The 21942-nt window shown below is 59.0% G+C and carries 23 protein-coding genes and 1 tRNA gene; 9 read left to right on the top strand and 15 right to left on the bottom strand.

Annotation, left to right across the window (positions count from 1 at the left end):
• Positions 1-15: 15 nt before the first annotated feature.
• The gene (gene tssB / locus D8U60_RS08280) at positions 16-519 is read right to left on the bottom strand and encodes a type VI secretion system contractile sheath small subunit (protein WP_130899893.1); all 504 of its coding nucleotides are present in this window, start codon (positions 517-519) and stop codon (positions 16-18) included.
• 337 nt (positions 520-856) lie between these two features.
• On the opposite strand from tssB, the gene vasI reads away from it, so the two are divergent.
• The 5 genes from vasI (at position 857) to D8U60_RS08255 (ending at position 8190) form a co-directional block, all read left to right on the top strand.
• On the top strand, positions 857-1519 hold the full coding sequence (gene vasI / locus D8U60_RS08275) for a type VI secretion system-associated protein VasI (protein ID WP_236249044.1): 663 nt from the start codon (positions 857-859) through the stop codon (positions 1517-1519).
• Positions 1507-2943, top strand: coding sequence for a type VI secretion system protein TssA (tssA, locus tag D8U60_RS08270; RefSeq protein WP_130899892.1), 1437 nt, complete (start codon positions 1507-1509; stop codon positions 2941-2943). The genes vasI and tssA overlap by 13 nt, the downstream gene beginning before the upstream one ends.
• Positions 2944-2952: 9 nt before the next feature.
• Positions 2953-6561: a type VI secretion system membrane subunit TssM gene (tssM, locus tag D8U60_RS08265; protein WP_130899891.1), complete on the top strand. Its 3609-nt coding sequence runs from the start codon at positions 2953-2955 to the stop codon at positions 6559-6561.
• A 198-nt stretch (positions 6562-6759) separates the two neighbouring features.
• Complete coding sequence (locus D8U60_RS08260; protein ID WP_130899890.1) at positions 6760-7068, top strand: hypothetical protein; 309 nt, start codon at positions 6760-6762, stop codon at positions 7066-7068.
• A gap of 96 nt (positions 7069-7164) precedes the next feature.
• Positions 7165-8190: a GlxA family transcriptional regulator gene (locus D8U60_RS08255; protein ID WP_071172615.1), complete on the top strand. Its 1026-nt coding sequence runs from the start codon at positions 7165-7167 to the stop codon at positions 8188-8190.
• Positions 8191-8407: 217 nt separating this feature from the next.
• Here the strand turns inward: D8U60_RS08255 and D8U60_RS08250 are convergent, their stop codons facing one another.
• Complete coding sequence (locus D8U60_RS08250; RefSeq protein ID WP_130899889.1) at positions 8408-9442, bottom strand: alpha/beta hydrolase; 1035 nt, start codon at positions 9440-9442, stop codon at positions 8408-8410.
• A 307-nt stretch (positions 9443-9749) separates the two neighbouring features.
• On the opposite strand from D8U60_RS08250, the gene D8U60_RS08245 reads away from it, so the two are divergent.
• Positions 9750-9824 (top strand) — tRNA-Gln (locus D8U60_RS08245).
• 114 nt (positions 9825-9938) lie between these two features.
• Here D8U60_RS08245 and D8U60_RS08240 read toward each other — a convergent pair.
• The gene (locus tag D8U60_RS08240) at positions 9939-11927 is read right to left on the bottom strand and encodes a U32 family peptidase (protein ID WP_024013138.1); all 1989 of its coding nucleotides are present in this window, start codon (positions 11925-11927) and stop codon (positions 9939-9941) included.
• Positions 11928-12151: 224 nt separating this feature from the next.
• Here D8U60_RS08240 and D8U60_RS08235 point away from each other — a divergent pair, with 224 nt between their 5' ends.
• Entirely contained in the window at positions 12152-12637 is a 486-nt protein-coding gene (locus D8U60_RS08235; RefSeq protein ID WP_110645429.1) for a hypothetical protein, read from the top strand.
• 156 nt (positions 12638-12793) lie between these two features.
• Here D8U60_RS08235 and D8U60_RS08230 read toward each other — a convergent pair whose 3' ends face one another.
• Complete coding sequence (locus tag D8U60_RS08230; protein ID WP_024013136.1) at positions 12794-13174, bottom strand: RidA family protein; 381 nt, start codon at positions 13172-13174, stop codon at positions 12794-12796.
• A gap of 214 nt (positions 13175-13388) precedes the next feature.
• Between D8U60_RS08230 and D8U60_RS08225 the strand changes: the two genes are divergently transcribed.
• The gene (locus tag D8U60_RS08225; protein ID WP_016774943.1) at positions 13389-13802 is read left to right on the top strand and encodes a cupin domain-containing protein; all 414 of its coding nucleotides are present in this window, start codon (positions 13389-13391) and stop codon (positions 13800-13802) included.
• A gap of 12 nt (positions 13803-13814) precedes the next feature.
• On the opposite strand, the gene D8U60_RS08220 is transcribed toward D8U60_RS08225, so the two are convergent.
• The 5 genes from D8U60_RS08220 to D8U60_RS08200 form a co-directional block, all read right to left on the bottom strand.
• Positions 13815-14066, bottom strand: a complete 252-nt coding sequence (locus D8U60_RS08220; RefSeq protein ID WP_130899888.1) for a hypothetical protein — start codon at positions 14064-14066, stop codon at positions 13815-13817.
• Positions 14063-14320, bottom strand: a complete 258-nt coding sequence (locus D8U60_RS08215) for a DUF6555 family protein (protein WP_130899887.1) — start codon at positions 14318-14320, stop codon at positions 14063-14065. The genes D8U60_RS08220 and D8U60_RS08215 overlap by 4 nt, the downstream gene beginning before the upstream one ends.
• Before the next feature lie 209 nt (positions 14321-14529).
• Entirely contained in the window at positions 14530-15081 is a 552-nt protein-coding gene (locus D8U60_RS08210) for an ATP-dependent Clp protease proteolytic subunit (protein WP_073476696.1), read from the bottom strand.
• A 97-nt stretch (positions 15082-15178) separates the two neighbouring features.
• Positions 15179-15463, bottom strand: coding sequence for a general stress protein (locus tag D8U60_RS08205; RefSeq protein ID WP_130899886.1), 285 nt, complete (start codon positions 15461-15463; stop codon positions 15179-15181).
• A gap of 469 nt (positions 15464-15932) precedes the next feature.
• Positions 15933-16109 carry a general stress protein gene (locus D8U60_RS08200; RefSeq protein WP_016774938.1) on the bottom strand — a complete coding sequence of 59 codons (177 nt, stop codon included), beginning with the start codon at positions 16107-16109 and terminating at the stop codon, positions 15933-15935.
• A 328-nt stretch (positions 16110-16437) separates the two neighbouring features.
• Here D8U60_RS08200 and D8U60_RS08195 point away from each other — a divergent pair, with 328 nt between their 5' ends.
• Positions 16438-16605, top strand: coding sequence for a hypothetical protein (locus tag D8U60_RS08195; RefSeq protein ID WP_016774937.1), 168 nt, complete (start codon positions 16438-16440; stop codon positions 16603-16605).
• A gap of 67 nt (positions 16606-16672) precedes the next feature.
• On the opposite strand, the gene D8U60_RS08190 is transcribed toward D8U60_RS08195, so the two are convergent.
• The 6 genes from D8U60_RS08190 to D8U60_RS08165 all read right to left on the bottom strand — a co-directional run bounded on the left by D8U60_RS08190 (position 16673) and on the right by D8U60_RS08165 (position 21895).
• The gene (locus D8U60_RS08190) at positions 16673-16903 is read right to left on the bottom strand and encodes a hypothetical protein (protein WP_016774936.1); all 231 of its coding nucleotides are present in this window, start codon (positions 16901-16903) and stop codon (positions 16673-16675) included.
• A 154-nt stretch (positions 16904-17057) separates the two neighbouring features.
• Positions 17058-18095 carry a DNA topoisomerase IB gene (locus tag D8U60_RS08185; protein WP_130899885.1) on the bottom strand — a complete coding sequence of 346 codons (1038 nt, stop codon included), beginning with the start codon at positions 18093-18095 and terminating at the stop codon, positions 17058-17060.
• Positions 18096-18166: 71 nt separating this feature from the next.
• Positions 18167-19246, bottom strand: coding sequence for a molybdenum ABC transporter ATP-binding protein (modC, locus tag D8U60_RS08180; RefSeq protein WP_130899884.1), 1080 nt, complete (start codon positions 19244-19246; stop codon positions 18167-18169).
• Between the two features lie 3 nt (positions 19247-19249).
• Entirely contained in the window at positions 19250-19930 is a 681-nt protein-coding gene (gene modB / locus D8U60_RS08175; protein WP_130899883.1) for a molybdate ABC transporter permease subunit, read from the bottom strand.
• Positions 19931-20698, bottom strand: a complete 768-nt coding sequence (gene modA, locus D8U60_RS08170) for a molybdate ABC transporter substrate-binding protein (protein ID WP_130899882.1) — start codon at positions 20696-20698, stop codon at positions 19931-19933.
• Positions 20699-20830: 132 nt separating this feature from the next.
• The gene (locus D8U60_RS08165) at positions 20831-21895 is read right to left on the bottom strand and encodes a nitronate monooxygenase family protein (RefSeq protein WP_123442335.1); all 1065 of its coding nucleotides are present in this window, start codon (positions 21893-21895) and stop codon (positions 20831-20833) included.
• Positions 21896-21942: the final 47 nt, after the last annotated feature.

The raw sequence follows: 21942 nt of genomic DNA, 5'->3' as shown, positions 1-21942 counted from the left end.
AGAAGGGCGTTCCAGTCAGTTGTTTGGCGCGTCCAGAACCAGGTTCAGTTCACTGGCCAGGCGTAGACGGGCGTTTTCATCGGTCAGCAGGTTCTGCAAGTGTTTGCGAAAGGCCGGGACATTGCCCAAGGGACCTTTGAGTGCAACCAGGGCTTCACGCAATTCCAGCAACTTGTTCAATTCAGGAACTTGCCGTGCGACGGCATCGGGACCGAAGTCATTGATGTTTTTGAATTGGAGTTGCACAGTCAGGTCAGTATCGATTTCGTTGTTCAGAACAGACGGAATCGCCATATCCAGAGCAACTTCAGCGTTGTTCAGTACGTCGTTGAATGTGTCTTTGTCTATTCGAACCGATTGCCGGTCTTCAATGGCGGTTAACTCGCCGTGACCTTTGAAGTCGCCGGTAATCAATAGCTTCAGGGGCAGCTCTACTTCTGCTTGTTGATCGCCCGTAGCCGGGACGTACTTGATGTTGACGCGTTCTTTGGGCGCGACAGATCCATGGGTTTTCGGCATGGGAAAAATCCTTTTTCGTAAAGTCGGTGTATTAGAAACAGCTGTTGCAGGGTTTGTCTTGTAGGACGAGAGGGACGCGTTTCGTGGGTTTTGGATGTAGGAAAAAAGAATCGTGATGAATGCTTCTAGATTTCCTACAGCTGTCATGGAAGTGTCTGAGGGATGCCTCTTTTTATGCAGGGTTTGACAGTGTCTTGCTCGTCTTCTACTTGCCTATCTGCTGAGCGCAGGCGACGCTTTGCAAGTTAATTAATTTAACTTTCACTGCGAGCCACGTTAGTTCGAAAGTTGAAAAATATCCGGTTTGGATGCGACGAGGCATATTCAGGAGGCGTTGATGGGCAACGGATGGCGAGGTTGGAAATGGGCGCTCTGCCTGTCGGTTGTGGCAGTAATGGAGGCGCAGGCAGCGAACCGGGATTGCCCTGCCATCGTCTCGCCCCTGAAGCGTCTGGAGTGTTTTGATCTGGCTGCCGGCACGCCCATTCATCAGGCACCTACGACGCCGCGTGCCCTGGGCCGGGTATTGCCGATTGTCGATCTGGTCCAGCGCAATGAAGCCAAGCGTCCGCCTGAGGATCAGCGTTTCTTGTTGTCGTCCTTCCCCGAGCCGGACAACGACCAGCAACACCGGCTGGTGATCTCAGCCCCGGCATTGGGCGCGTTGCCGCCTCGACCTCTGCTGGCCATCAGTTGTGAATCGAAAATCTCGCGCCTGCAATTAGTGCTGGATGAGCCGGCCAAACCCAACAAGATTCGCATCCAGCTGTTCAAGGATGAGCGCCCGATTGCCGACGCCTATCAATGGCAGGTGCTGGATGATGCCGGCCTGGTGGTCGATGCCGGACGTGGCCTGCAAGCTATCTCGTTGCTGCGCAACATGGGCGGCGGCCAGCGTCTGCGACTGGAGAGCGACTATCCGCGGCTGCACGGCCTGGTCTTTGACGCTGAAGGGCTGGGTGAGCTGATCGAACAGGAGCGTCAGGCATGTCGCTGGTAATCGACGTGCCGGCGGACACCGTCAAGTTGCTGCTGACCCCCATCGACCCCGAACAGCCCGCCGGGGATTTCGATGTAGAGGACGAAACCTACCAGGCCATCGACCAGGAGATGGTCAAGCTCGGCGGCCTGCGCGAGAGCGATATCGACTGGGCGTATATCGACGAAGCCTCTCGCCAGTACCTGGCGACCCAGTGCAAGCAGTGGCGCATCGTCGCTCATCTGCAAGTGGTGTGGCTGCGGACTCGGCAATGGGCGCGCTGGGCAGATGCCCTGGGTTTGTTGGCCGGCATGGTCGAGTTGTATTGGGACAGTGCCCACCCCAAGCCCGGCCCCACCGGCTACCTCAACAAACGCAAGCAAGTGCAGCGTCTGTTGGGCGAGCTGGGGCAGGTGTTGCCGACCCTGGAACGCAGCAGTTTTGAACCAGCCTGCCAAGCCGCGGCGGAACTGGCCCTGGCCAATCTGCAACGCTGTGTCGAAAGCGCCAGGTTCGACCCGGCCCCGTTGGACGCCTTGCAACGCCAGTTGCACAAATACAGCGAGCCCGTCGTTGCCACTGAGCCCACCCGTGCGGCGACCTCCGGCAGTGTGCTGGAGTCAGCCTTTTTTACCAGCCCCAAACCACAAGCGCCGAGCAATGAGCGCGAACAACGCCGCGCTGTGTTGAACATGGCCGAGCAGATCAACCAGCAAGATGCCTACGACCCCACCGGCTACCAACTGCGACGCTTCGGCCTGTGGGCGCATTTGCGTACTGCGCCCCCCGTCACCCGCGACCGTCGCACCGAATTGACTGCTGTGCCCAAGGATATCGTCGACGGCTATCAGGACGCGCTGAACCACACCGCCATTGAGCCGAACCTGCTGCTGCGCATCGAAAAAAGCGTCTGCGCTTCGCCGTACTGGCTACGTGGCAGTTACTTGGCCGCCCACGTTGCCTCGCGCTTGGCGATGGAAGAGGTGGCGGCCGCCATTCGCCAGACCTGCGAGCGGTTTGTCTGCCGTTTGCCGGCGCTGCTGGAGTTGTGCTTCAGCGACGGCACGCCGTTCGTAGATGCGCGGACCCAGGCCTGGATCAGCGGCGCCGATCAGGCGCAAATCACCGGCACCCCGATACAGGAATACGCCGGCCTGCGCGACGAATTGGCCACTCAGCTCAATACCGAAGGCGTGGAAGTGGTGCTGCTGCGCCTGCAGGAACTGCACGCCACCCAAGATGCCCCGCGCCAGCGCAGCTACGCCACGGTGATTGCTGCCGACTTGCTGGCCTCGCGTGGCCTGTCGTGGCTGGCGGACGACCTGTACGCCAGTGTGGCGCGGTTGATGCGCGAGACCACGGCGCAGGGCTGGGAGCCGGAGTTGTACCGGAAAGTGGCGCAACCCATCGACGACAGTCATTTGATTACAGCGGTTAAGGAGTAGGAGCGATTTATGGGGATGGTCTGGGGTTACCTCAAACGCTGGGGCCTGCCGGTGCTGCGTCAGTTCAACCAGGCGGTGCCGGTATTGGTGCTGCTGGGCGTGGTATTTTTGTTGATCGCCATCTGGTGGCTGGGCCCGCAGTGGACCTGGCGCGAGCGTCAGCCGCTGGGTGAACTGGCGATGCGTGTCTCGGCCAGTGTCGTGGTGCTGGTGGTGCCGCTGCTGATCTGGGCGTGGCGGGTGCGCAATCGTTACCAGCGTCTGCAGGTTGAACGCCAACATGAGGCGGCGGTGCAGGCCGATCCTTGCCTGCCTTATATCGAGGCGCAGGAGCGGGCGCTGGATCGGAGCCTGGGCAACCTGCTGAACAACATGGAGCGCCGCCGTTCGCTGTATCAGCTGCCGTGGTATCTGGTGCTAGGCGAAGAAAATGCCGGCAAGACCAGCCTGATCACGCGTTCCAACCAGAGCTTCGCCTTGTCCCATGTGACCAAGGCTGGGGTCAGGGCCCATCAGGAAGAGCAACTGGCCTATCCGGTGGATTGGTGGATTGGCGACGAAGCAGTTTTGATCGACCCGCCGGGTGAGTTCCTCAGTCACTCGGATTCACCGACTGAAGACATCGAGCAGCAGGGCAAGGTCAAACCGGTATTGCCCGCCGGCACCCACCCGCGCCTATGGCGACACTTGCTCGACTGGCTGACGCGCAACCGCAGCCGGCGGGCATTGAACGGCGTGGTGCTGGTGATCGATGTACAGGCCCTGTTGACGCAGCGACCCGAACAACGCAAGGCCCACGCCAACCTGCTGCGCACCCGGCTGTTTGAACTGACGCGGCAGTTGGGTACGCGCTTACCGGTGTACATCACGCTGAGCAAGTTCGACCTGCTGGAAGGCTTTGAAGAATTCTTCGCCCGGTTGTCGCGCAGCGGGCGCGAAGATCTGCTGGGTTTCACCTTCAGTCTGGACGCGGTGGATGATTTTGATGCCTGGCTGGCGGAACTGACGCGCCAATATCAAACCTTTGTCGCCTGCCTGACCGAGCAGGTTTTCAACAGTACCAGGGACTCGCGCACATTGGATGAGCGTGATCGCTTGCAGGCGCTGATGCATCAGATGGCGGGCTTGCGCCCGGCACTGTTCGGCTTCCTCAGCGAAATGCTCGGCAGCGATCGTTTCACCACGCCGGCACTGGTGCGCGGGCTGTATTTTTCCTCGGTGCTGCAGCAGGGCACCTTGAGCAACGTTTTCGTCAAAGAAGCGGGACAAGCCTATCAACTGCCACCACCGCCACCCGAGGTCAAACCTGTCGGTGGTACAGCGATCTACTTTGCCCAGCAACTGTTCCAGCGTGTGATCTACCCCGAAGCAGGTCTGGCGGGTGACAACATCAAGGTGGCCCGCAGCAAACGGCGGCTGCTGATCGCCGGGTTCAGTGTCGCGTCACTGGGGTGTCTGGTGATCATCGGGACCTGGCAGTTGTATTTCAACGTCAACCGTGACAAGGCGGTCAGCGTCTTGGCCAAGAGTCAGGAATTCAGCGGTCGGGATATCGACGCCAAGGTGGATATCACCGGCCGTAACCTGCTGGTGCCGTTGGACCAGATTCGGGATGCGGTGCTGGTGTACGGCGACTACCGCGAGGCCTGGCCGTTGCTGTCGGATATGGGGATGTATCAGGGCAGGGCAATCGGCCCGACGGTGGATGAGGCCTATCTCAATCTGCTGTCCAAACGCTTCCTGCCAGCGATTGCCAGCGGTGTACTAAACGTCATCGACACCGCGCCAGCCGGCAGCAATCAGCAACTGGCGGCCTTGCGCGTCTACCGCATGCTCGAAGAGCGGCAAAATCGTCGACCGGCCATTGTCCAAGAGTGGGTTGCCAAACGGTGGCAGCGTGCCTATCCAGGTCAGGGCCAGTTGCAGGCCGACTTGATGGGCCACCTGCGTTACGCGTTGAAATACGCCGACGCCGACCTGCCGCACTATCGTGAACGCATTGCCCAGGTGCAGCAGCAACTGCGCCAGTTGCCCATGGCCGAACGGGTCTATATGAGCCTGAAACAGGATGCCCTGGAGCGTTTGCATCGCCCGCTGGACCTGCGCAACGAGGTCGGCCCGGCGTTCGACATCGTCTACCGCCCGCTCAACTCTGATCAGGAGGGCAGCGGCCTGCAGTTGCCGCCGCTGCTCACCGCCAAGGGCTTCAGAAGCTACTTCGAGCCCGGCACCGCGGACATTATCGAACTGGCCATGATCGACCAGTGGGTACTCGGCGAGCGCCAACGCCTGGACTACTCCGACGAAGACCGTAAAGTGCTGACCCAACGCATCCGCGCCCTCTACAGTGCCGATTACATCGACAGTTGGCGACGGGCGCTGAATCAGTTCGCGGTCACCGACTTCGATGACCTCAGTCACGGCGTGGCTGTACTGGAACAAGTCACCGGCCCGGCCGCTCCATTGCGGCGTTTGCTGGAAACCTTGCGCGACAACAGCGTGATCTATCCATCGGTACCCTTGAACGAAGGACAGGCGCCGCTTGCGCTGGACAAGGTCTCGGACGGCCAACAACAGGCCGCTGGCATTCGGCGCGCGTTCTCCAGTCTCTCGGAGCTGATCACCGCACGAGGCGAGCAGCCATCCTATTACGAAGAAGCCCTGCGCTCGGTCGGTGCCGTCTACGACTACGCCAAAGCCGTGCATGACAACCCGGACCCCGGCAAGGCAGCGCTGAAAACCGTACTCAACCGCTTCTCCCTGGACGGTGCTGACCCGATTGCCAATTTGCAACGCGTCGCGGTGGGCCTGCCCGAGCCGCTTAACCAGCACGTCAAAAAACTCGCTGATCAGACTTCACAGGTACTGGTGATTGCCGCCCTGCGCGAATTGGAAAAACGTTGGGACAGTGAGATTTACAGCTTCTACCGCGAGCGCCTGGCGAACCGTTACCCGTTCAAGGCCAGTGGTGAGGACGCTTCGCTGGAAGACTTCGAAGCCTTCTTCGGCCCTCAGGGTCGCCTGCAGCAATTCCACGATCAGTACTTGAACGTGTTCCTCAAGGACAACCTCGACGCCCTGTATTCCGACAGCCTCGGCGGCTATCTGGTGCGCAGCGACGTGCTTGAGCAACTGAAAAAAGCCGAGCGCATCCGCGACACCTTCTTCAACCATCGCGGCCACCTGGCCGTACAACTGACCATCGAACCCCTGGCCCTGAGCGCCACCCGCCTGAGCAGCATGCTCAGCGTCGACGGCCAGCTGATCCCCTACCAGCACGGCGCGCCGCAACGAACCGGACTGGTCTGGCCCAACAGCCTTGGCAACAGCAATGGCAGCCAACTGACCTTGGTGCACAGCACCGGCAACACCGCCAGCCTGAGCTACCGCGGGCCGTGGTCGTTGTTTCGGCTGCTCAGTCGCGGGCACCTCAATGGCCGAACCGACACCAGTGTCGACCTGACTTTTGCAGTTGCCGATGGGTTGATGCGTTATCGGATTGGCGCGCAGAAAGCTAACAACCCGATTACTCAGCGCAGTTTTGAAGGGTTTGTGTTGCCCAGGACGTTGTTGGAAGAAAAGCGGGGAGTGCGCGGTGATCATGTTACACAGCGGTAGGCTTCCCAGCTCTGGTTCGTTGCGTGGAAGGTTGTCGAAGACGCCGCCAGTCTGGCCAGCCACTAATACTACAATCGCGTGAAAGCAGCAGCGACGATTCCGGGAAAGATCAGACGTTACCTGGAAAGGATCAAACGGGAGTCTATCGAACTCAGGTCCTGGAGCCGACCGGAGCAGCAACCGGGAGGGACATTGGGCATGTTGTTTGACGAGGTATTAGGTATTGACGAAGACACCAGCGGCGTTGCTGCGACCTTGCGCATTGCCCGTGCCACCGGTCAGGAACATGCAGATGAAGTTGACGCCCAATTGTGCGCGCCGATCCGGGACTTGATGATCGATGCGTTGGCGCTGGATGCCGGCACTTCAGTGATGCTTCGGTTCGCCGAGTTGATCCGTGGCGGTTATGACGTTGGTTGTGCGGTAGAGGAAATCGGCGATTCTCTGCAACGTGAGCATGCGGACGATCATTCCGCGCAATCTTCGAGTGCTGGTCAACAGTCGTAAATACGCGTGCCGTACCCTGCGTAACCAGTCATCAACCTCGAGCGTGATTGACTCTTGCGCAGAACCGGCCAACTATCGCTCGCATAACAACGACCGATGGACCCGACCTTGATTGAACGACGTCAATTCAGCGGTGGCATGAAGGGCAAGAACCTTCGCTATCTGAATGAACAGAACCCCGATAATACCGGCGTAACCCGCACCGGTTTCCTGTTGCTTGAACATTTCTCGCTGCCGGCCTTCACCCAGGCGCTGGACACGGTAGTCACCACCAACCTGTTGCGCCCGGGACTGTTCTCGTCGCGCACCTTCGGCCTCGGCGATGGCGAGGTGATCAGCGATCTGGGCCTGGTCATCCGCCCCGATGCGCGCCTGGATTCTGCTGCGCTTAACGAGCTGGATCTGCTGGTAGTGTGCGGCGGTTATCGCACGGAACTGCGCGCCAGCGACGAATTCATCGGCTTGCTCAAGTCGGCAGCGGAGCGGGGCGTGAGTCTGGCCGGATTGTGGAATGGTTCGTGGTTTCTCGGTCGCGCCGGTTTGCTCGATGGCTATCGCTGCTCGATCCACCCGGAACATCGCCCGGCACTGACCGAAATCGCCAAGAGCACCCACGTCAGCAGCGAACCCTATGTGATCGACCGCGACCGGCTCACCGCGTCGAGCCCGTCGGGGGCTTTCCACATGGCGCTGGACTGGATCAAGGGCTTGCACGGCAAAGCCTTGGTCGAGGGCATCGAAGACATCCTTGCCTTCGAAGAGTCGCGCTACAGGCGGATCAAACCGGATGAAAACATCTGCGTCAGCGCGCCGTTGCGGGAAGTGATCAAGCTGATGGACGCCAACCTCGAAGAACCGCTGGAGCTGGAACAACTGGCGGTCTACGCCGGCCGCTCACGGCGCCAGCTCGAGCGCTTGTTCAAGGAACAACTGGGCACCACGCCGCAGCGCTATTACCTGGAACTGCGCATCACCGAAGCACGGCGCCTGCTGCAACACACCGAGCTGTCGCAGGTGGAAGTGCTGGTGGCTTGCGGTTTTGTCTCGCCGAGCCATTTCAGCAAGTGCTATAGCTCGTACTTTGGTTATCGGCCTTCGAAGGAGAAGCGGCTGGTTAAATAGGCCAGCCGGTACAACCCGCAAAAACCTCACCCCAGCCCTCTCCCGGAGGGAGAGGGAGCCGACCGAGGTGACTTGCGCTGTACATCGACCTGAACGATGAATGTCGATATGGATTCACTACAGCTCTTTCAGGTTGGCGTGACTCTTAGACATCCCCCAATCAGTTCCCCCTCCCTCGGGTAGAGGGCAGGGTGAGGGGCCTGATTGGGCGGGTCTGTCAGAGGTGATCCGCATCAACCACAGCCTGCGCAAACGCCTTCGGATCCTCCTGCGGCAAATTGTGCCCAATCCCACCCTCAATCAACCTGAATTGATATTTCCCGGTAAAACGCTTGGCATAGTCCTCAGGCTTGGGATGTGGCGCACCATTGGCGTCGCCTTCCAGGGTAATCGTCGGCACGCTGATCGACGGGGCAGTCGCAAGCTTCTCTTCCAGCGCGGCATATTTCGCCTCGCCCTGCACCAGGCCCAGCCGCCAGCGGTAGTTGAACACGGTGATCTCGACGTGATCGGGGTTCTGCAACGCTTGGGCGCTGCGCTCGAAAGTGGCGTCGTCGAACTTCCACTGCGGCGAAGCCAGCTGCCAGATCAGTTTGGCGAAGTCGTGTGTGTTCTTTTCATAGCCGGCGCGGCCGCGTTCGGTGGCGAAGTAGAACTGGTACCACCACTGCAATTCGGCTTTCGGCGGCAGTGGATTCTGCCCGGCGGCCTGATTGCCGATCAGATAGCCGCTGACCGCCACCAGCGCTTTCACGCGCTCTGGCCACAAGGCCGCGACGATGTCCGCCGAACGCGCGCCCCAGTCGTAGCCGCCCAGCACCGCTTGTTTGATTTTCAGCGCGTCCATGAAGTCGATCACGTCGCTGGCCAGCGCTGCCGGTTGGCCGTTGCGCAGAGTGGCTTTGGACAGGAATTGCGTGTCGCCATAACCCCGTGCATACGGCATCAGCACGCGGTAACCCTTGGCCGCGAGCAGTGGTGCGACTTCGTCATAGCTGTGAATGTCGTAGGGCCAGCCGTGCAGCAGGATCACCACCGGCCCATCGGCAGGACCGGTTTCGGCGTAGGCCACATCGAGCAAGCCTGCCTTGATGTGCTTCAGCGGGCCGAAAGGAGAGGGCGCCGAATAGCTGGCGGCGGCCGGTTCAGTGGTTTGCGCCTGAGCGCTGCCGACGGCGCCGAGCAGTGACAGCGCCAGGACTGACAAGCCGAGCGCGGCGGTGATTTTAGAGGTGTGCAGAGCCTGTTTCATGCTGACGTCTCCTTTGCGAGCCTGTGGCCAAGGGGCTGGATGAACCCTTGAAACCCTGGGTGCATTGAAGCGTGGCGAGGTATCTGCTCTGTGTCGCCAGAGAGCGTTTTTGCATTGGGTTGTGTAGCAGCGGGGCGCGTACACAGTGTGATACATGGCGATGAAACGGTGAGTTTTCGCGCGAAAATAATAAGTGGCTGTTTTAAAACAAAAAATATTTCATCTCGGGCTTCCCAAATGAAATGAATGTTGTTAAATTGCGCCCCGTTCTCACAGCGATCCTAACGGAGCCGCTGGCCAGAGCTACAGGGGCGTCGCCAAGCGGTAAGGCAGCAGGTTTTGATCCTGCCATGCGTTGGTTCGAATCCAGCCGCCCCTGCCATCTACGAAAAAACGCCAACTTCGCAAGAAGTTGGCGTTTTTTTATGCCTGCGATTTACCGCGCTTGAGCCAGCCGGGGCGTGCGCGATGCCGAAACACCGCGCACGCCGGTCACTCAGTGCGGTGCGCGCGGGATGGTTTTCATCAGGTCTTCAGGGCTGATGTGGCCGACCACGCTGCCCGGCTGCGGCAGGTTGAGGATGTGGCCCTTCATCTTGCCGATGATGTGCATCTCGCACGGCTTGCAATCGAACTTCAGCGTCAGCACTTCATCGCCGTGGATCAACTGCATCGGCGCGACCTTGGTACGCACACCGGTGACGCCTTTGGCCTGTTTCGGGCACAGGTTGAAGGAGAAACGCAGGCAGTGCTTGGTGATCATCACCGGCACTTCGCCCGGCTCTTCGTGAGCTTCGTACGCCGCATCGATCAGCTTGACGCCGTGACGGTGGTAGAAGTCGCGCGCCTTCTGGTTGTAGACGTTGGCGAGGAAGGTCAGGTGCGAATCCGGGTACACCGGCGGCGGCGTGGTTTCGGCCTTGCGGCTGCCACGCGGATGCGCGGCGACACGTGCCGCAGTCAGCGCTTCGATGACTTCGCGGCGCAGGGACTTGAGCTGCGAGTTGGGAATGAAGAACGCTTGCGGCGCATCCAGCTTGATGTCGGTGGCGTGATACTGCGTGGTGCCGAGCTGGCCGAGCAGGTCGCGCAATTGCTCCAGCGCTTGCTCAGGCTTGTTGGCAACACCAAACGGCCCGTTGAGGGTAACGCTGGCGCTGATGCCTTCTTCGCTGGTCGCGGTCACTTCCAGCTGTTCTTCGCGCAGACGAGCGAACCAGCTCAGGGCCACACGACGTTCCGAAGAGGTCTTCTGCAACGCCTGCTGCCAGTTGTGATCGAGGTTGCGATTCAACGGATGGCTCGGACGCAGCTTGAACAGGCCCTCGGGCATTTCGTTCGGCTCGACGCGGTAGCGGTAGCGCTTCTCGCCGTCTTCTTCGAACTCGCCTTTGGCCTCGGCGATGTTGGCGCGGAAACCGACCACTTCGCGTTTGACCAGTACGTTCAGACCGTCACCGTTGGACAGCGGCTCATGGGTGACGACCTGCATGTCACGCTTGCCGACTTTTTCCACCGTACCGACCGGCAGGCCGGTGAAGGTTGGCGAATCGAAGGCGCCAATGTCGATCTTGCGATCGGTGACGAAATAATCGGTGCTGCCACGGTGGAAGGTCTTTTCCGGATCGGGCAGGAAGAAATGCACGGTGCGGCCGCTGGAAGCGCGGGCCAGGTCCGGGCGGTCTTCAAGCACGTCGTCCAGGCGCTGGCGGTAATAGGCGGTGATGTTCTTTACATAGCCCATGTCCTTGTAGCGACCTTCAATCTTGAATGAACGCACGCCAGCCTCAACCAGTGCGCGGATGTTGGCGCTCTGGTTGTTGTCTTTCATCGACAGCAGGTGTTTTTCGTAGGCGATCACGCCACCCTTTTCATCCTTGAGGGTGTAGGGCAAGCGGCAGGCCTGGGAGCAGTCGCCACGGTTGGCGCTGCGGCCGGTTTGCGCATGAGAGATGTTGCACTGGCCGGAGAAGGCCACGCACAGCGCGCCGTGGATGAAGAACTCGATGGCGGCATCGGTTTCATCGGCGATGGCACGGATTTCTTTCAGGTTCAGCTCGCGGGCCAACACCAACTGGGAGAAACCGGCCTGATCGAGAAACTTCGCTCGCTCGAGGGTGCGGATGTCGGTCTGGGTCGAGGCGTGCAGCTCGATCGGCGGAATGTCCAGCTCCATCACGCCCAGATCCTGGACGATCAGCGCATCGACGCCAGCGTCATACAACTGATGGATCAGCTTGCGCGCCGGCTCCAGTTCGTTGTCGTGCAGGATGGTATTGATGGTGGTGAAAATACGCGCGTGGTAACGGCGGGCGAACTCGACCAGTTCGGCGATTTCGCTGACTTCGTTGCAGGCGTTGTGGCGTGCGCCGAAGCTCGGGCCGCCGATGTACACGGCGTCAGCGCCATGCAGGATGGCCTCGCGGGCAATGGCGACATCGCGGGCAGGGCTGAGCAATTCCAGGTGATGCTTGGGCAAGGACATAGTTTTTTTAGTCAGGCGGTCACGGGCAAGGGGCGCATTGTACCTGTGAAACACCCAGGCGGCACCAGCGTGCCGATATCAGGTACGAAGGACTTAGCACAATACGAGGCAATGCATAACTGTAAAGTCTGTCAGTTGTCCGTCCGCGTCCAAAGCGTGAACATCAGGTGGGAGCGGGAAAGTCGCTCTGGCCTATATCACGCAAGACATTGGAGATTAATATCATGAAAGGTAATAACGCCTTCGCGACGATTGGTATCTCGGATTTCGCGTCGTTTAAATCTCGTCCTCGGAAGACGGCCGAGGTGTATTACAAAGCGGTCGTTTCACCCAATCATCCGGGCATTGGCAAGCCAATATTCTCCGCTACTCGGCATCTTTATTTCGGCACAAAGGAAACGTTCAGCGTTATTGGTCAATATTTTACGGACGAGGTGGGTGAGATTATTTCATTTGTGATAGATCGCTCCCTTACGGACGGTACGCATGAAGTTGGCGGGTTCGGAAGTCCCGTGGCGGGATTGATGACTATGTCGCATGAAATTTTATATGCGAAAACAGGAACGATAGAGTTTGCGCGCAAACACGAAGAAGGTATCGATTCGATTACGGCAACATTCAATTTTGAAATCGAGCACCGCGGTCAAACATACCGGGTATCAGAAGGTAAACTGTTTGTTGTAGCTAGCGGTCCGCTTCAAGTTTTGTGAATAGACCGTTGACGCCAATTCGCTCAACGGGCGAGCCAGCGCTTGCCAAACGGCCCCATCCTGGTGGCTGCTGTGTTTGGCGCGCGCCCTTGAGTATTTCACTGCGTATGTCGCACCCCTGAATCGTGGAGGCAGCCTACGCAGTATTTCCGTAAATCAGCCTTTCGCCGCCATCGCCGTCACTTCCACACGCATCCCTTCAACCGCCAGCGAGGCCACGCCTACCGCCGCCCGCACCGGCCAAGGCTTGGCGAAATAGCGTTTGTACACTTCATTGAAAGCCCCGCGATCGCCCATGTCGGTCAGGTAAATGGTCAGGTGCAGCACCCGGTCCATCGAACTGCCGGCACGTTCCAGTGCGACTTTCAGTGCTTGCAGCGTGCACTCGCTCTGCTCGGTGATGCCGCCGAGTTCCAGGCTGCCATCGGCGCGGGTTGGAATCTGCGTGGAAACCATGATGCCGCCGAAGGTGGCAACGTCGGAAGAAATCGAATCGGTGTCGGGATCCGGCGTGAAGATGATGTCTTGATTGGCCATGGGCATCTCTTGTTTGAGTGAATGAAGATTGCGGCAGTTTACAGATTCCCTCCGGCCATGGCCCGGTCAGGTACCGCAACACGTTTGTATAAGCATGTATCAACCCTCAGCGCATACACACGGCAACACCAAACTGCGCCTTCGAGACACATCCGCCCTACATGCCGAGCCCAAAGTAGCCCTCACACCAACCTACGCTCAAGAGGGCATCACCATGTACCGTCCACTGTTTCTGGCTTCTGCCGTTGTCTTCGCCTCCCTGACCGGCTTCGCCCATGCGGCGGATGCGCCGGCAACGAGTTGGCAGAAAGGTCTGAGCCGCACCGATCTGGTTCGTCAGGATCTCGGCGCTGACAATCGCGAAGTGATTCAGGCGCGTATCGATTTCGACGCTGGCGTCACCTCGCCTCGGCATGCTCATCCCGGCGTGGAAGTCGCCTATGTCATCAGCGGCACGTTCGAGTATCAGCTCGAAGGGCGGGCGCCGGTGATACTCAAGGCCGGTGATTCGTTGTTCATTCCGGCGGGCGTCGCGCATGTGGCCAAAAACGTCGGCAACGAGAAAGGCGTCGAACTGGCCACATACGTTGTCCCGAAAGGCGAACCGCTGCTGATCCTCAAGCCATGAGGCGCCAGTCCGCTATTTCGATCGCGGCTTGCTCATCGCGCGTTTGATGCGCATCCAGTCCTGATAGGCCGCCGTTCGTTTGGCGTCGGCCATAGCCTTGGCATCGCTGAAACGGGCCCAGGCTTCAGGATTGTCCGTGTCGTTCTCGATGATCCTGTAAGCCGCTTCTTCGAGCAGATCGGCCTCGCGGAACATCGCGGCATTCTCCGCCATCTCGTCATCCCACGAGCGGCCGAAACCGTATTTCAATGTGCGTTCTGTCATTTCACGTGATCCTCCTCCCAGACCAAAGGTACTGATTCTCGCCATTGCACCTTGGTCACGCCAAAGCGTTCCGCCATCGGTTTGGAGAAACGTTTCAACGGAGGTCGGCCGGGGCGGGGGATGGGCGCGATACCCGCGTCACAACTTGCCCATTGCCACGCTTCGGCATTGTTCATGGTTTTTGTGCGAATGACGAATGACCTGGGCTTCCCGTGAAGCAGGTAATCAATCACGTACAAATCCTCTCCGCTCATGCATTTCCTCCGGCTGTTAAGAAGAGGGATATCTGGCGAAATGAATAATTCAGAGAAATTGAAACGGGCGTGATGACCGGCTGATTGGGCGATTTGTAAATCTGTACGGCAGATCGATTCTGTACAACTTCGTCTGGAATTTTTGGCTGAACTTGCCGGCTGATAAGACAGGAACGCGCCCGCTACGACGCGTTATCAAGTGGGACGAGTCAGGAGTAGATGCACGAGCAGACAAAGTCCGCGTGAACCTCGGTGTCTTCAATCGCCGTAATAAGGCCTGAATGCATGGCTTCTTCAGGATTGATGATGCGCGGCGCTGCTGTCAGATATTTCTCTGTCTCCAGCGCATTTTTTCCGTTGCTCGTACGCTCGGCGACAATCTGGGCGTAGAGGTGCAAGTCGTAATCCAGGCTCATGGCGTATTCCGACATGCGCGAGTGATCGACCGAACCTTGCAGGTGCCAATGAAATGGGTGAAACAGAAACTTGCTGTGGGTACAGGCGGTGCGGCGCTGGCCGGCCAGAAAGACAATGTTGCCCATCGATTCGACCGTTCCCAAATTGTGGGTGTGTACCGGAATAGGCAGAGCCAACAGGAAGTTGTACATCGTGAAACCGTAACTGCATTCGCCGCCCATGGTGGCGATGTTGACGATCAGTCGCGGTGCATCTTCCTTTACGGCGAGCGAGGCTTTATCGATCAATTGGCCGCACGTCGAGGCATTGATCGGGCCGGTGAAGTTGATGACATGAACAGGCATGGCGATTCCCTCGGCTGGTCAGGACTCCTAAGCAATAGCTGTAATTTCTCTTGAATGAAACTGGGCAGGGGAGCTGTGCTCCCCTGCACCCGACGCATCAACTGTTGCGCCCGCCACCATGGCTGTTTTGACCACCTTTGTGTCCAGCTTCAGAGGCTTTTTCCCGATCGTTGGCAAAGTTGCCGCCGCTGCTCTGGCCGCCCTTGCTGCCAGCTTCGGACGCTCTGTCCCGATCGTTGGCAAAATTGCCACCGCTGTTCTGGCCGCCTTTACTGCCGATTTCCTGATAGAACTCTTTATCGTGCGAAGCCGAAGTGGCATCACCACCTTTCTTGCCTGCTTCGTTAACCGACATGCTGCCTTGTTGTTTATCTTGTGCCATTTCAAACTTCCTCATTTTCTCTATATAGGCACTCGGCGAATCAAGGATGCACACACTACGTGCCGTCGTTGTTCGCGAATGCTCATAAAGTTTACTGATGTCGTTTGCTTTAGTTGGTCTGGCTTGTCTTGTTACTACAAGTTGGACCTTTGTGCTAAGAGGAGCGCTCATAAGTCGGCGTTGTATCCGGTGTCCGGGAGTTTTCAGAATTTACTGCAAGTTCCCGGCGTTCATAACATTCCTGCTGAACACTTTCCCGGTGCCTTGGACTGATTTGCTGTCGTTCGACACAAGGTGACACCGACGGACTGTCCGACTTGGTCACGTGCGAACTGCGCGCTGCTTCGGGATACACTTCCGCTCCCTTGTTTCGTTGCACTTCGCCTCGTGCAAAAGCCGGTACCGTTCTCATGATTACGCTCCATCAGCTGATTTCAAAGGGCAGCGAGGCTGCCCTTGTACCGCTTGCTCAGGACTTGCGACCGCCGCCGTGGCTGTTCTGCCCGCCTTTGCGGCCAGCCTCGGATGCTTTTTCACGATCATTGGCAAAGTTGCCGCCCGACGACTGACCGCCTTTCTTGCCGGCTTCAGATGCCTTTTCACGATCGTTTGCGAAGTTACCTGGATTTTTATTTCCTGTGGTCATGATAGCTCTCCGATATCAATTAACGTTTCGCTAGTTATGTCCGTTGTCGCACCGGACATCTACTCCGATTACGAGCCGGCGAAAAATGTTTTGAAAATTTCTCCTCAGGCCGATGAACGGTTAATTTGTGATGAAACTTATACAGCCTGCTGTTTTCTGCGCCGCTTCGTATAACTTTTTAAGTTGCTGGTTGATGTGCAAAAGAGGTTGGAGCTTGTTACCGCTTCGCTTCGGAATTCTGACCGTTTGTCGGTGCGAAGTTGAACTGTAATCGGCTGAAACTAGAGTCTGTTAAGTGTATGTATATAACTATTCTGAGGACATTGAGATGACCAATCATCACAAGGATCAACCGTTCGCTGAAGACCCACAGAAAATCAAGGAAGCCGGCAAGAAAGGCGAGAGTTCAGTCAACGTGAAAGTCGATCGGGCAGAGAAGGCACGCGTCGGCGGGCAGCACAGCCATGGAGGTGGCCGTACCGGCAAGGGCGACTGAGTCGGTCGGAAAAGTACCAATCGGCGTCCTCTCTGCGCCGATGCAGAGAGGACTGCTACGTGGAGGCCTATCTGAATCGTGGCAACGGCCGGTCGATCGGTTTGAGCGTCGAGAGCGTATCGCGAATCAGCGGCGCATCCTTTTCAATGTCGTGCAGCCGGTCGCGAATGCGCAAAGCTGTCGGATGCCCGCCCTGATGATCGACCCAGTCGGCAATCTCTTTGCAGGCGGCTGCGAGGCGCGCCTGGCGGGCGTCGAGCAAGGTGAGGAGGGTGGTGATGGACTCTTTTTCGGACATGAAACACCTCCGTTCGCTGAAACGGCTGAGTTGCAACAAAAAGTCCGCGTTACGCGAACCTTCAGATCAACTATAGAAGACCTGCGTGATCGTGCAAAAAATACCCAGTTCAACTCGTCGGCCAAACCCGTGTAGGGGTGCGTTACGCTAGAGATCAAGACGCCTCGCTTACCTCACACATCCGCTCGAGAAACATCGCCAAGGCTACTTCCTCGGCGCGCAGGCCTTTGCGCACGCGCGGACGGGGCAGTTCGGCGAGGGCGCCGAGCATGAAATGTTCGACCACTGCGGGGTGGATGTAGCACTTGCGGCACACCGCCGGCGTGTTGCCCAGCTGTTTGGCGACGTTCTTCACCGCTTCGACCACATGGCGCTTGGCTTCGGTTTCCGACTCATGCTGCAACTCGCGCAGCACCGACAACGCCAGGGCGCTGCCGGCCCAGGTGCGGTAGTCCTTGGCGGTAAATTCAGCGCCGGTAAGCTTTTGCAGATAGGCGTTGACGTCGGAGGAGGTGACGGTGTGCCGTTCGCCATTTTCATCAAGATACTGAAACAGGTTTTGCCCGGGAATTTCCAGGCAGCGCTTGATGATTCGCGCCAGGCGGCGGTCCTTGACGGTGATCTGGTGTTCGATGCCGCTCTTGCCGCGGAACTGGAACAGGATCGCGCTGCCGTTGACCTCGACATGCCGACTGCGCAACGTGGTCAAACCGTAAGAGCGATTGTCCCGCGCGTATTGGGTATTGCCGACGCGGATCAGCGTGGCGTCGAGCAAGGTAATCACCGTGGCCATGACCTTGTCGCGGCTGAAGCCCGGCTCATCGAGCAGCGCCTCGAGCTTGCGCCGCAGTTTGGGCAGGGCCATGCCGAAGTCGCGCAGGCGCGAGTATTTGTCGGCGTCGCGCACTTCGCGCCAGCGCTCGTGATAACGGTACTGTTTACGCCCGCGCGCATCGCGGCCGGTGGCTTGCAGATGGCCGCACGGGTCGGCGCAGATCCACACATCGGTGTAGGCCGGTGGCACCGCGAGAGCATTGATGCGTTTGATTTCGTCCGGGTCGGTGATGCGCTGGCCCGACGGTTCGAAATAGACGAACTTGCCGCGCAGTTTTTTCCGGGTGATACCAGGCTGAGTGTCATCGACGTAATGCAGATCGGCGGGCAGAGCATCTGTCAGCACGGTATCGGGCATGGCGGTTTCCTTCGGTCATACGGCAGTCTGTAACTGATTGACCGCAGGCGCTGGCCGTCGTGCCGAATGATTTACGCGAGCACCGCCACCGCCTTGATCTGCGCCCACAGCCGCTGGCCCGGATGCACGCTCAGTTGATCACGCGAGAAGCGGGTGATCCGCGCCAGCAGCGGCGTGCCGCCGGCATCGAGGCGGATCAGCACATGGGCACTGTTGTCAGCGGCCTGTTCGCTGACGACCGTAACGGGCAGACGATTGAGAATGCTGCTGGCTGCATCATTGTTCAGCGCCAGGCTGATGTCGCGCGCGTGCACTTTGCAGCGCAGAGCCTGGCCCACGGCCATCGGCGCATGGGTGACGCGAATGTTCATTGCAGTGGCCGGCAGTTGCAGGCTGAGCAATTGATAGGTGGCGTCGTAGGCGCTGACCTGGCCTTCAATGATGACCCCGGCGTCATCGCCCAGCGCCAAGGGCAAATCCAGACGTGCGAGGGTCTCGCCGATCGGGCCGCTGGCGAGGGCTTTGCCATCACGGAGCAATACCAAATGATCGGCCAGACGCGCGACTTCGTCCTGGGCATGGCTGACGTATAGCAGCGGAATATCCAGTTCGTCGTGCAGGCGTTGCAGGTACGGCAAGATTTCGCTTTTGCGCCGGCTGTCGAGAGCCGCCAGCGGTTCGTCCATCAGCAACAGTTTCGGGCTGGTCAGCAGGGCGCGGGCGATGCCGACGCGCTGCCGTTCGCCGCCGGACAGATGCTGCGGCTGACGCTCGAGCAAATGGCTGATGCCGAGCAGTTCTGTGGCCTGGTTCATATCGACCCGGCGTTGCGACTTGGCGATGCGTTTGAGACCAAACTCCAGATTGGCCAGCACCGACAGATGCGCGAACAGGCTGGCTTCCTGAAACACATAGCCAAGCGCACGTTTATGCGGCGGGACGAAGATGCCCTTGGCACTGTCCTGCCAGATCTCGTCGTTGATCTGCACAAAACCCTGCTCGGCGCGCTCCAGCCCGGCGATGCAGCGCAGACAGGTGGTTTTGCCCGAGCCGGAATCACCAAACAGCGCGGTGACGCCGCGGCCCGGCACTTGCAGATCGATATCCAGTTCGAACCCCGGATAAGTGCGTTTCAGGCGTACATCAATCATCGATCAGCTCCAGCCTGCGCGGGTCTTGCGGCTGGAGTACAGCGCCAGCAACACCAGAAACGAAAACACCAGCATCGCCCCGGACAGCCAGTGCGCCTGGGCATATTCCAGCGCTTCGACGTGGTCGTAAATCTGCACCGAGACCACGCGGGTCTTGTCGGGAATGTTGCCGCCGATCATCAGCACCACGCCGAATTCACCCACGGTGTGGGCGAAGCCGAGAATCGCTGCGGTGATGAAGCCGGGGCGCGCCAGCGGCAGGATCACGCTGAAGAACGTGTCCCAGGGATTGGCGCGCAAGGTCGCCGCGACTTCGAGCGGGCGGATGCCAATTGCCGAGAAAGCGTTTTGCAGCGGTTGCACCACGAACGGCATGGAGTAGATCACCGAACCGATGACCAGCCCGGTGAAACTGAACGTCAACGTGCCCAGCCCCAGCCATTGAGTGAACTGACCGAGAAAACCGTGCGGCCCCAGCGCCAGTAGCAGGTAAAAACCGATCACCGTCGGCGGCAGCACCAGCGGCAGCGCAACGATCGCGCCGATCGGCCCGCGCAACCACGACGAGGTGCGCGACAGCCATAACGCGATCGGTGTGCCGATCACCAGCAGGATCGCAGTGGTCAGCGACGCCAGTTTCAGGGTCAGCCAGATCGCGGCGAAGTCGGCACTGGTCAGCGACATTTACAGTTCATACCCAAAGGATTTGATCACCGCAGCGGCTTTTGGGCCTTTGAGGTAATCGACCAGGGCCTTGGCAGCGGCGCTGTCCCGGCCCTTGTTCAAGATCACCGCGTCCTGTTTGATCGGATCATGCAGGCCAGCCGGAACTATCCATGCCGAACCGCTGCTGACCTTGCCGTCCTTGTAGATTTGCGACAGCGCTACAAAGCCCAGTTCGGCGTTGCCGGTGGAGACGAACTGGTAGGCCTGAGTGATGTTCTGGCCTTCGACGATTTTGCTTTTCGTGGCTTCGCTCAACTGGAGTTTTTCCAGCACCTGGGTGGCGGCCAGGCCGTACGGTGCGGCTTTCGGGTTGGCGATGGACAAGTGCTGGTATTGGTTGGTTTTCAGCACGTCACCCTGTGCATCGACATAACCTTCTTTTGCCGACCACAGCGCCAGGGTGCCAATGGCGTAGGTGAAGCGCGAACCTTTGACGGTTTCGCCTTCCTGCTCAAGCTTTGCCGGGGTCGCGTCGTCAGCAGCGAGAAACACTTCGAAGGGCGCGCCGTTTTTGATCTGGGTGTAGAACTGGCCGGTTGCACCATAGGCGGCGACCAGTTTGTGGCCGGTGTCTTTTTCGAAGTCGGCAGCGATGGCGTGGATTGGCGCGGTGAAATTGGCGGCGACCGCCACTTGCACTTCGTCAGCCTGCGCGGCGCCCATGCTGAACATTGCGAGGAGTAAAGCGAAGCAGGCAGGGGCGAGGCGTGTGGCAGCAAGTGTCATGTAAAGGCTCCGTGATCGGCGGTAAATGCTCGCTTTGGATAACGCCGATGCACGGGCGAAATCGCTGTATACGGAAATATATAGCGATACGTCGCCAAGTGGCGAGGGAATAAATCCGCTCGCCACGTAAATTTAGTGGCGGTTGAGTTTCGCCAAGGCGCCTTCGGCGAGTTGCCGGGTCAGTTCAGCGCTGCCGATATCCTTGCCGAGCGTGAGCGCCTGTCCGGCCCAGAGGTTGGCAAAGTCGGCGTCATCCTTGGCCCGCAGCGGCATCAGCGCACCGCCAGCCAAGGGGAAGGCCGGCGCCTGCGCTGACATCGGGCCGAGTTCACGCATCGCCCGATTGACAATGCCCCGTGCCGGGCGTCCGGTAAAAATGTTGGTGATGGCGGTCTGACTTTCCTTGGCGGTGCGCAGGGCCTTGTGGTGCGAGGCGCTGACTTTTGCTTCCGGCGTGAACAGGTACGCCGTGCCGACTTGCACCGCCGAGGCGCCGAGCATCAACGCCGCTGCAACACCCCGCGCATCGCTGATCGCGCCCGCCGCGATCACCGGCACTTTCACCGCGTCGACCACCTGCGGCACCAGGGCGAAGGTGCCGACCTGGGTGCTCAGATCATCGCTGAGAAACATCCCGCGATGCCCGCCCGCCTCATAACCCATGGCGATGATCGCATCGCAGCCGTGTTGCTCCAGCCAGATCGCTTCTTCGACCGTAGTCGCAGACGAAAGGATTTTCGCCCCGGTCGCCTTGACCCGATCAAGCAGATTTTTCTCCGGCAGCCCGAAATGAAAACTCACCACTTCGGGACGGAATTCTTCGAGCACGGCACACGCGGCCTCGTCGAAAGGAGCACGGTTGGACACCGGCGTCGGCGCCTCGAAATCGGCACCCAGTTCGCGGTAGTAAGGTTCGAGCAGATTTTTCCAGTCACGGGCCCGCTGTTCATCAGGCGCCGGTGGCTGGTGGCAGAAGAAATTGACGTTGAACGGCTTGGTGGTGTGCTGGCGAATCGTTTTCAGTTCTTCGCGCAGTTGCTCGATGCTCAGCATCGCTGCCGGCATTGAACCGAGGCCGCCGGCATTGCACACGGCAATCACCATCGAAGAGTTGGTCGCACCGGCCATCGGTCCCTGGATGATCGGCAGTTCGATCCCGAGAAGATCAAGGATGCGGGTGTCTGGCCACTGGCTCATATAGCAAATCTCCGAACGATGAAACGGGCAGGGACGGCACGCGGTTT

The organism is Pseudomonas sp. Sample_11 (assembly GCF_004307505.1).
Taxonomy (GTDB): domain Bacteria; phylum Pseudomonadota; class Gammaproteobacteria; order Pseudomonadales; family Pseudomonadaceae; genus Aquipseudomonas; species Aquipseudomonas atacamensis.
Note: the sequence above shows the minus strand (reverse complement) of the source record. Positions and strands in the feature narration are given on the sequence as shown.

Coding starts and splice junctions, on each gene's coding strand:
- D8U60_RS08220 (WP_130899888.1), bottom strand. CDS start 14,066: ATGACAGAACGCACATTGAAATACGGTTTCGGCCGCTCGTGGGATGAC.
- D8U60_RS08205 (WP_130899886.1), bottom strand. CDS start 15,463: ATGGCACAAGATAAACAACAAGGCAGCATGTCGGTTAACGAAGCAGGC.
- modA (WP_130899882.1), bottom strand. CDS start 20,698: ATGACACTTGCTGCCACACGCCTCGCCCCTGCCTGCTTCGCTTTACTC.
- D8U60_RS08230 (WP_024013136.1), bottom strand. CDS start 13,174: ATGGCCAATCAAGACATCATCTTCACGCCGGATCCCGACACCGATTCG.
- D8U60_RS08260 (WP_130899890.1), top strand. CDS start 6,760: ATGTTGTTTGACGAGGTATTAGGTATTGACGAAGACACCAGCGGCGTT.
- D8U60_RS08240 (WP_024013138.1), bottom strand. CDS start 11,927: ATGTCCTTGCCCAAGCATCACCTGGAATTGCTCAGCCCTGCCCGCGAT.
- D8U60_RS08255 (WP_071172615.1), top strand. CDS start 7,165: ATGGACCCGACCTTGATTGAACGACGTCAATTCAGCGGTGGCATGAAG.
- D8U60_RS08190 (WP_016774936.1), bottom strand. CDS start 16,903: ATGTCCGAAAAAGAGTCCATCACCACCCTCCTCACCTTGCTCGACGCC.
- D8U60_RS08235 (WP_110645429.1), top strand. CDS start 12,152: ATGAAAGGTAATAACGCCTTCGCGACGATTGGTATCTCGGATTTCGCG.
- D8U60_RS08210 (WP_073476696.1), bottom strand. CDS start 15,081: ATGCCTGTTCATGTCATCAACTTCACCGGCCCGATCAATGCCTCGACG.
- tssA (WP_130899892.1), top strand. CDS start 1,507: ATGTCGCTGGTAATCGACGTGCCGGCGGACACCGTCAAGTTGCTGCTG.
- tssM (WP_130899891.1), top strand. CDS start 2,953: ATGGGGATGGTCTGGGGTTACCTCAAACGCTGGGGCCTGCCGGTGCTG.
- D8U60_RS08225 (WP_016774943.1), top strand. CDS start 13,389: ATGTACCGTCCACTGTTTCTGGCTTCTGCCGTTGTCTTCGCCTCCCTG.
- D8U60_RS08195 (WP_016774937.1), top strand. CDS start 16,438: ATGACCAATCATCACAAGGATCAACCGTTCGCTGAAGACCCACAGAAA.
- D8U60_RS08200 (WP_016774938.1), bottom strand. CDS start 16,109: ATGACCACAGGAAATAAAAATCCAGGTAACTTCGCAAACGATCGTGAA.
- D8U60_RS08185 (WP_130899885.1), bottom strand. CDS start 18,095: ATGCCCGATACCGTGCTGACAGATGCTCTGCCCGCCGATCTGCATTAC.
- D8U60_RS08215 (WP_130899887.1), bottom strand. CDS start 14,320: ATGAGCGGAGAGGATTTGTACGTGATTGATTACCTGCTTCACGGGAAG.
- tssB (WP_130899893.1), bottom strand. CDS start 519: ATGCCGAAAACCCATGGATCTGTCGCGCCCAAAGAACGCGTCAACATC.
- modB (WP_130899883.1), bottom strand. CDS start 19,930: ATGTCGCTGACCAGTGCCGACTTCGCCGCGATCTGGCTGACCCTGAAA.
- modC (WP_130899884.1), bottom strand. CDS start 19,246: ATGATTGATGTACGCCTGAAACGCACTTATCCGGGGTTCGAACTGGAT.
- D8U60_RS08250 (WP_130899889.1), bottom strand. CDS start 9,442: ATGAAACAGGCTCTGCACACCTCTAAAATCACCGCCGCGCTCGGCTTG.
- D8U60_RS08165 (WP_123442335.1), bottom strand. CDS start 21,895: ATGAGCCAGTGGCCAGACACCCGCATCCTTGATCTTCTCGGGATCGAA.
- vasI (WP_236249044.1), top strand. CDS start 857: ATGGGCAACGGATGGCGAGGTTGGAAATGGGCGCTCTGCCTGTCGGTT.